Below are 7,398 nucleotides of genomic sequence, written 5' to 3'. Positions count from 1 at the left end.
CTCCTTGCCGCCATAGCCGCGCGAGACGGCATGGCCGTCGACCCCGGCCTTGGCGAGCACATTGAGGATTTCGCGCGCCACCGGCGTCTTGCCCGAGCCGCCGACGGTCAGGTTGCCGACCGAGATGACGGGCACGCCCGGGTCGATCCCCTGCTTCTGGGCGAGCCGACGCCGGCCTTCGCGGGCGTAGAGGGCCGAGACGGGCGTCAGCAGGGTGCGCAGGACCCGCCCGTGGCGGGCGTTCCGTGAATACCACCAGCGGGGCGTGTTGAGCTTCATGCGGGAACCAGATGCCTCAGCTGCGCCCAGAGACGATCCAGGGCGCCGTCCTCACGACGCGCAAAGGCCCGTCCGCGTTCCCCGAGCGCGGAGGCTTCGTCGGGACTGGCGAGCAGATCGCCGACCACTTCGGCCAGATGGGAAGGCTCGGCCAGGCGAACGGCGTCGGCCTCGACCATGTCGGCGAAGACGCCGCGCCAGTTCGCCACAGACGGCCCGCTGACGGTCGCCTTGCCCAGGCGCGCGGGCTCCAGCGGATTATGGCCGCCGACGCCTTCGGCCCAACCGCCGCCCAGCACCACAACATCGGCCAGGCGGAAGAACAGGCCGAGCTCTCCCAGCGTGTCCGCCAGATAGACGTCCACGTCGGGCGCCAGGGCCTCGCCGCGCGAGCGGCGGGCGACCGTGCGGCCCGAGGTGATGCGCTCGGCCTCGATTGCGTCGGCGCGGACGGGATGGCGCGGCGCGATGACGTGCAGCGGCCGATCCGGCAGGGACGCCACGGCCTCGTCGGCCAGGGCTTCCTCTCCCAGGTGGGTGCTGGCCGAGACGACGACCGCGCGATCGCCGACGGCGGCGCTCAGTCGCTCGAACTCGGCCTGATCGTGGCCCAGGGGCGACCCGACCAGCTTCAGATTGGCCCGGCCCTGCACCGTCGCGCCCAGCGCCTCGAGCCGCTGCGCCGAGAGGTCGTCCTGGGTCAGGATCAGGTCGAAGGCCGACAGCAGCCGTCGCGCGGCGCCCTTCAGGCGCGACCAGCCCTCGGCGGAATGTTCGGTGAGGCGGGCGCTGACCAGCGCCAGCCGGCAGCCGCGCGCCTTCGCCTCCAGCAACAGGTTCGGCCAGAGCTCGCTTTCCAGAAGAACCAGCAGGTCCGGCCGCCAGTGGTCGAGGAAGCGGGCGGCTGCGCCCGGCGCGTCGACCGGCACATACTGGTGGATGGCGAATGGGGGCAGGCGGGGCCGCAGCAGATCGGCCGAGGCGCGCGTGCCGGAGGTGACGAGGACGGTCACGCCCGGCCGTTCGCGGCCGATACGCTCGACCAGCGGCAGAGCCGACAGGGTTTCGCCCACGCTGGCGCCATGGACCCAGACCAGCGGACCGTCCGGGCGCTCCATCGCGGGAAGACCAAGCCGCTCATCCAGCCGCGCCGGATCCTCCTTGCCCCTGGCGGCGCGGTTGCGAAGCAGCAGCCGGGCGACGGGTTCGGCCAGGCCGGTGGCCGTGCGATAGAGCGCGAGCGCCAGGCTCACAGCATCTGCTCCGCGCGCCGGGTCGCGGCCGACAGGCGCGCCGCCCATTCCTGGCGGACGGACGCGAGGTCGGCCCCCTCCTCCCAGATGATCGGGCCGTCCCAGACGATGGCGCCCCGGCCGAACGGCAGGGGGACGCGGGCCCGGTCCCAGGTGTCGAGCACGATCTCCGGCTTGGAGGCCAGACCGACGAGCAGGACCGGAGCTCCGGAAGCCTTGGCCAGCAGGGCGGCGCCCTCGGCCATCTCCTCGGCAGGACCCCGCGGACCGTCCGGGGTCACCGCAATCCCGCCGCCCGACCGAATCCAGCGCAGCACGTCGCGGAAGGCGGCCGCCCCGCCCTTCGCCTTGTCGAGCGCCGCCTTCTTGGACGAGGAGCCGCGAATGGCGGGGAAGCCGAGGCGCGATACGGCCTGGGCGATGAACTCTCCGTCCGGCGAGAGCGAGATCAGGACGCGCGGCTCCTGCGCCCTGTCGAGCGGCCAGCAGGCCGGCGCCAGCGCGATGCGGGAGTGCCAGAAGCAGACGATGGCGCCGCCGCCCGACGCCCAGGTCTCCTCGGCGGCCTCCAGGTTCTCGTGCCGCCAGCGGGTGGTGGCGATGCATAGCCGCAGCCAGCCCGCCAGCAGCCGGGACAGCAGCCCCTGCACGAACGGCGAGCGGAGAGGCCTCACGCCGCGCCTTCCAGGGACTGGGTCTTGGCCAGGCGCGCATAGAGGCCGCCGGCGCGGACCAGGCCGGCGTGATCGCCGACTTCGGCCACCCGGCCGCCTTCGATGACGTAGATGCGGTCGGCGTTGCGCACCGTCGACAGGCGGTGGGCGATCATGAGGGTGGCGCGGCCTTCCATCAGCCGCTCCAGCGCCGCCTGGACCTGAGCCTCGCTCTCGGTGTCGAGCGCCGAGGTGGCCTCGTCGAGCAGCAGGATGGGCGCGTCCTTCAGAAAGGCGCGGGCGATGGCGACGCGTTGGCGCTGGCCGCCGGACAGGCGGCCGCCGGCCTCGCCGACGCGGGTCCCGTAGCCCTCGGGAAGCGCGGTGATGAAGTCGTGCGCGGCGGCCGCGCGGGCGGCCTGTTCGATCTCGTCGGGACTCGCGCCCGGCCGGGCGTAGGCGATGTTGGCCGCCACCGTGTCGTCGAACAGGAAGGGTTCCTGCGTCACGAGCGCGATGTGAGCGCGCAGGGAGTCGATCGTCAGGTCGCGTACATCCTCGCCGTTGATCGCCACCCTGCCAGCGTCGGCGTCATAGAAGCGGGGGATGAGGCTGAGGATGGTCGACTTGCCGCCGCCCGACGGACCGACGAGGGCGACGCTCTCTCCCGGGCGAACCTCCAGGCTGACATCGGTAAGGGCCGGGGCGTCGCCGTAGGCGAAGGAAACCCCTTCGAGCGCGACGGCGCAGGGGCCGGCCGGCAGTTCGGCCGCGCCCGGGCGGTCGCGGATTTCGGGCTCGACGTCCAGCGCGGCGAACAGGCGCTGGGCGGCGGTCAGGCCCTCGCTCATCACCGTCTGAAGATTGGCCAGCTGACGCAGCGACTGCGACACGATGAGGAGCGAGGCGATGAAGGCGGTGAACTCGCCGACGGTCAGGCCGCCCTGGGCCGCGCGCCAGCCGGCATAGGCCAGCACCGCCGCGACCACGATCATGGTCAGGGTCTCGGTCACCGGCGCCGCGGTGGCGCGGGCGTTGGCGCCCTTGATGATGTGGGTCTGGCGGCGCGCCACCACCTCGGCGACGCGGGCTTCCTCGGCGGCCTCGCGGCCTTCCATCTTGACCACTCGGACCCCGTCCAGGTTCTCCATGACGGCGGTGGACAGGGCGGAGGTCTCGGACATGGCCCCGGCCGCAGCCTTCCGCGTCCGCTTGGCGAAGCGGCGCAGCACCACGCCGGCCACGGGGGCGGCCACGATGACGATGGCCGCCAGCAGCGGGTCCAGCCACAGCAGGTAGATCAGCAGCGCGACCACGATCAAAGCGTGCTGGACGTAGTTGACCACCCCCTGGGTGAAGGCCTCGCGGATCAGGTTCGCATCGTACAGGACTGAGGCGACATAGGCGCCGGAGTGCTGGGAGCGAAGCCGGGCGAGATCGGCCCGGATCATGCGGCCGAACAGCTGGACCTGGACGTCGCCGACGATGCGGTGACCGATGCGGTTGACCAGCACGGCGGTGATCACCTGGAACAGGCCCCGGGCCACCGCCAGGGCCGCGATGGTCAGGGGAATGACGATCAGGGCCCGGGGGTCGCGGTCGACCAGGAGGTTCTGGACGGCCGGATCCAGCTTGCTGGCCAGCCAGGCGGTGAGGCCCGCGGCGGCGGCGGCCGAGGCGAGCGCCAGCGCCAGCGAGCCCCAGCGGCGCCGCAGATAGTCCCGCCAGACGCGCGGCAGGATCGCTTTCACGGGCCGCTCCGGGCCGGTCTGGCTCATGGCCTGTCGGTCGAACGTCACGCTTGCGAAGTCAAGCGCGCTTCAAAAGTGGGGATGGGGGCGCTAGGGAGCCAGTCATGGCGTCCTACGACCTCTCCACACCGGCCGGCAGGGCGCGCGCCTACTGGGACTTCCTGTGGGGCGACCACGCCTTCCTGAGGCTCGGTTTCTCCAACGCCCACTGGATCGGGCCCGACATGATCCGCGCCAATCAGCCCTGGCCGTTTCAGCTCAAGTGGTGGGCGAGGCGTGGCCTGAAGACGGTCATCAACCTGAGGGGTGGCTTCGACAGCGCCTTCTATGCGCTCGAGAAGGACGCCTGCGAGCGTTACGGCCTGAGGATGGTCGACGCGACCATGTACTCGCGCGAAATCCCGTCGCGTGAGCGGATGATGTTCGCCCAGGAGCTGTTCCAGACGATCGAGTACCCCGCCCTGATGCACTGCAAGTCCGGGGCGGACCGGGCCGGGATCATGAGCGTGCTCTACCGCCACTTCCACCTGGGCGAGCCGATCCGCGAGGCGGTCAAGGAGCTGGGCTTTCGGACCCTTCACGTGCGTCAGGGCAAGACGGGCGTGCTCGACTACATGTTCGAGCGCTACCTTACCGAGGCCGAGTCCCAGGGGATCGCATTCATGGACTGGGTCATGTCCGACGCCTACGACCCCGTGGCCATGAAGAAGGACTTCCAGGCGTCGTGGTGGGGCACGCTGGTCAGCGACCGGTTGCTCAGGCGCGAATAGTCAGCCCCAGGGCCCTGTGGGATTGCGGGGCGGAGGCGGCGGGTCTTCGCCACGTTCACGGGCCTCGCGATCCTCGCGGCGGCGCTTCATCTCGCGGTTCCAGGCGTTCTGGCCGCGCAGCCGGAACGACCAGACCACCAGGGCCATGACGGCGGCGACGAGGGCCGCGATCTCCTCGGGCCCGATCTCCCTCACTCGGCGTCGCTCCGCGGATCGATGAGGCGGTGCGCGTGCAGGATGAAGTAGCGCATGTGGGCGTTGTCGACGGTCGCCTGGGCGCGCGCCTTCCAGGCCTTGCGGGCCTCGGCGTAGTTCGGGAAGGCGCCGACGAACTCCACCTTCGAGAGGTCGCGGAACACCGGCTCGGACAGGTGCCGAAGCTCGCCGCCGATGACGATGTGGAGAAGCTGCTTGTCGTCGTCGTTCATGGAAATCCCTACGCGTCGCCGAGCGGAATAGGCGCGCAACGGCGGATGATCAACGGGTGCAGCGCCGGCGCGGCGCAGACGAGGCTGGCCTGGCGCGGGATCGGCTGGTTGAAGCGGTGCGGCCGCCCCGCGTGGTCCGACACCACCGCCCCGCCCTCGCAGGCGATCAGTCCGCCGGCGGCGACGTCCCAGTCCCACTTGTGGCCGAGCGCGATGGCCGCGTCGAAGCCGCCCGCGCCGACCAGGGCCATGCGGTAGGCGATGGAGTTGCGCCGCTCCAGCCGCATAGCGGGCCACGGCTCGGCCCAGCCGGGCCCTTCCAGGAGTGCGGCGTCGGCCAGCACCGAGGCGTCCTCCAGCGCGTCCACGTCCGAGGCCTGGATCGGCCGGCCGTTCAGGGTCGCGCCCTGGCCCGCGACGGCGGCGAAGGTCTCGCCCAGCGCGGGGGCATGCACCACGGCGGCGAGCGGCTGCTCCTGGTTCACGACGCAGAGCGCCACCGTCCACCAGGGCCGGTTCTTCATATAGGCCACGGTGCCGTCGATGGGGTCGACGACGAACAGCCGCTCGCGCTCCATCCGGGCCGGGTCGTCGGCGGTCTCCTCCGACAGCCAGCCGTAGTCCGGCCGGGCCTTTCGCAGAAAGCCCTGCAGGAAGGCGTTGGCCGCGAGATCGCCCGAGGTGACGGGCGAACCGCCCGGCTTGGCCTCGATCTTCAGGCCGTCGGCGCGGGCCTCCAGGGCGATCCGACCGGCTTCCTGGGCCGCCTCGATCAGCAGGTCGAGGTCGGGGCTCATTTGCCGGCGATCGCCACCCCGTCGATCAGCAGGGACGGGCTGTTGTTCGAGGAGCGGAACTCCAGGTCCGAGCCGGGGACGATCCGCTGATAGAGCTCCAGCAGATTGCCGGCGATGGTCACTTCATTGACCGGATAGGCGACGGCGCCGTCCTCGAACCAGAAGCCGCCGACGCCCGCCGACCAGTCGCCGGTGTTGGGGTTCAGCGAAGGGCCGAACATGCTCGTGACCAGCAAGCCCTTGCCCGCATCAGCCATCAGGCCGGTCAGGTCGCGGCTGCCCGGTTCGACGTGCAGGTTGTGGCCCGACACGCCGGAGGGACCGGCCAGGCCGCGCGAGGCGTGGCCGGTGGTCTCCAGCCCCAGCTGGGCGGCCGAGGCCGTGTTCAGCAGCCATGTGGTCAGCACCCCCCGCTCGATCAGGGCCCGGCGCTGAACCGCCACGCCTTCGTCGTCGAAGGGGGTCGAGCCCAGTCCGCGGGGACGCAGCGGGTCGTCGATCAGGGTCACGGCGTCGGACAGGATCTGCTGGCCCATGCGGTCCTTCAGGAAGGAGACGCCACGCGCCACCGATGGACCGGCCATGGCGCCGATCAGGGGGCCGAGAATCTGGGTCGCCAGCCGGTTCTCGAGGATCACCGGCGCGGTCTGGCTGGACAGCTTGCGGGCGCCCAGACGGGCCACGGCGCGGCGACCGGCTTCGGCGCCGATGTCGCCCGGCGACGGCAGGTCCGACAGGTGCCGCGCGGAGCGGCCGTCGCCGGCGCTTTCCATGGCGCCGTCGCGCTCGGCGATGACGCTGGCCGAGATCGAGAAGGCCGAGCCGCGATGCGCGCCGACGAAGCCGTGCGAGGTGACCAGGGTCCAGTCGCCTGTCGACAGGCTGGCCGAGCCGCCGTCGGAGTTGGTCACGCCCTCGATCGCGCGGGCGGCGGCCTCGGCCTCGAGCGCGCGCGCCTCCAGCGCCTTGGCGTCGAGATCGTTGGCGTCGAACAGGTCGAGGTCAGGGCGGTTCGGGCCCGCCAGCCGGTCCTGGGGCGCGAGCAGGGCGTAGGGGTCCTCCGGGGCCAGCCGGGCCATGGCCACGGCCCGCTCAACGAGGCGCTCGCGCGTGGCGTCGGACAGGTCAGAGGCCGAGACGACGGCCTGGCGCCGGCCGATGAAGACGCGCAAGCCGAGATCGCGGCTCTCCTCGCGCTCGACCTCCTCCAGCTCGCCCAGGCGGACCGTGACGGACAGGGCGGCGCGGCTGGCGAGGACGGCCTCGGCCGCGTCGGCGCCGGCCTTCAGCGCTCGGGCGACGACATCGTGGGCGGCGTCGGCCGCTTGGGGAGCTTGGGACATGGCCGCCGGATATGGCCGAGCGAGGCCCACGCCGCAACCGCGCCGGCGTCCGCTCGGAGGCAGCAGACACTCTTCGCCCCGGCGCAGCAGCATCTCGCGGCCCTCGCGCCGCACGGCGCCGCCC

At 72.0% G+C, this 7,398-nt stretch carries 9 protein-coding genes; 1 reads left to right on the top strand and 8 read right to left on the bottom strand.

The genetic code is table 11. The features are described from left to right. The 4 genes from Q0M60_RS08305 to Q0M60_RS08290 form a co-directional block, all read right to left on the bottom strand. The coding region (locus tag Q0M60_RS08305; RefSeq protein ID WP_296818173.1) for a tetraacyldisaccharide 4'-kinase at positions 1-279 on the bottom strand (279 nt) is incomplete at its 3' end. Then, positions 276-1,532 carry a glycosyltransferase N-terminal domain-containing protein gene (locus tag Q0M60_RS08300; protein ID WP_296818171.1) on the bottom strand — a complete coding sequence of 419 codons (1,257 nt, stop codon included), beginning with the start codon at positions 1,530-1,532 and terminating at the stop codon, positions 276-278. The genes Q0M60_RS08300 and Q0M60_RS08305, both read right to left, overlap by 4 nt. Further along, a complete protein-coding gene (locus Q0M60_RS08295; protein WP_296818169.1) occupies positions 1,529-2,206 on the bottom strand; it encodes a lysophospholipid acyltransferase family protein in 678 nt (225 codons plus the stop codon). Before Q0M60_RS08295 ends, Q0M60_RS08300 begins: the two co-directional genes overlap by 4 nt. Further along, the gene (locus Q0M60_RS08290) at positions 2,203-3,963 is read right to left on the bottom strand and encodes an ABC transporter ATP-binding protein (protein WP_296818177.1); all 1,761 of its coding nucleotides are present in this window, start codon (positions 3,961-3,963) and stop codon (positions 2,203-2,205) included. Before Q0M60_RS08290 ends, Q0M60_RS08295 begins: the two co-directional genes overlap by 4 nt. Positions 3,964-4,040: 77 nt before the next feature. Between Q0M60_RS08290 and Q0M60_RS08285 the strand changes: the two genes are divergently transcribed. Continuing rightward, positions 4,041-4,706, top strand: coding sequence for a protein tyrosine phosphatase (locus Q0M60_RS08285; RefSeq protein ID WP_296818167.1), 666 nt, complete (start codon positions 4,041-4,043; stop codon positions 4,704-4,706). Here Q0M60_RS08285 and Q0M60_RS08280 read toward each other — a convergent pair whose 3' ends face one another. Genes Q0M60_RS08280 through Q0M60_RS08265 form a run of 4 tightly spaced genes read right to left on the bottom strand, consistent with a single transcriptional unit; the run spans position 4,707 to position 7,274 of the window. Further along, positions 4,707-4,901 (bottom strand): hypothetical protein, encoded by a 195-nt coding sequence (locus Q0M60_RS08280; RefSeq protein ID WP_296818165.1) that lies wholly within the window; start codon positions 4,899-4,901, stop codon positions 4,707-4,709. It lies immediately after the preceding gene. Next, complete coding sequence (locus Q0M60_RS08275; RefSeq protein ID WP_296818163.1) at positions 4,898-5,134, bottom strand: DUF4170 domain-containing protein; 237 nt, start codon at positions 5,132-5,134, stop codon at positions 4,898-4,900. Before Q0M60_RS08275 ends, Q0M60_RS08280 begins: the two co-directional genes overlap by 4 nt. A gap of 8 nt (positions 5,135-5,142) precedes the next feature. Further along, positions 5,143-5,931: a 3'(2'),5'-bisphosphate nucleotidase CysQ gene (locus tag Q0M60_RS08270; protein WP_296818161.1), complete on the bottom strand. Its 789-nt coding sequence runs from the start codon at positions 5,929-5,931 to the stop codon at positions 5,143-5,145. Beyond that, positions 5,928-7,274, bottom strand: coding sequence for a TldD/PmbA family protein (locus Q0M60_RS08265; protein ID WP_296818175.1), 1,347 nt, complete (start codon positions 7,272-7,274; stop codon positions 5,928-5,930). Before Q0M60_RS08265 ends, Q0M60_RS08270 begins: the two co-directional genes overlap by 4 nt. Positions 7,275-7,398: the final 124 nt, after the last annotated feature.

Origin of the sequence: Brevundimonas sp. (genome assembly GCF_024711105.1) — a bacterium.
Classification (GTDB): domain Bacteria; phylum Pseudomonadota; class Alphaproteobacteria; order Caulobacterales; family Caulobacteraceae; genus Brevundimonas.
Note: the sequence above shows the minus strand (reverse complement) of the source record. Positions and strands in the feature narration are given on the sequence as shown.

What these genes read in the sequence shown, in the direction of transcription:
- Q0M60_RS08285 (WP_296818167.1), top strand. Translation starts at nt 4,041, where the DNA reads ATGGCGTCCTACGACCTCTCCACACCGGCCGGCAGGGCGCGCGCCTAC.
- Q0M60_RS08270 (WP_296818161.1), bottom strand. Translation starts at nt 5,931, where the DNA reads ATGAGCCCCGACCTCGACCTGCTGATCGAGGCGGCCCAGGAAGCCGGT.
- Q0M60_RS08290 (WP_296818177.1), bottom strand. Translation starts at nt 3,963, where the DNA reads ATGAGCCAGACCGGCCCGGAGCGGCCCGTGAAAGCGATCCTGCCGCGC.
- Q0M60_RS08275 (WP_296818163.1), bottom strand. Translation starts at nt 5,134, where the DNA reads ATGAACGACGACGACAAGCAGCTTCTCCACATCGTCATCGGCGGCGAG.
- Q0M60_RS08265 (WP_296818175.1), bottom strand. Translation starts at nt 7,274, where the DNA reads ATGTCCCAAGCTCCCCAAGCGGCCGACGCCGCCCACGATGTCGTCGCC.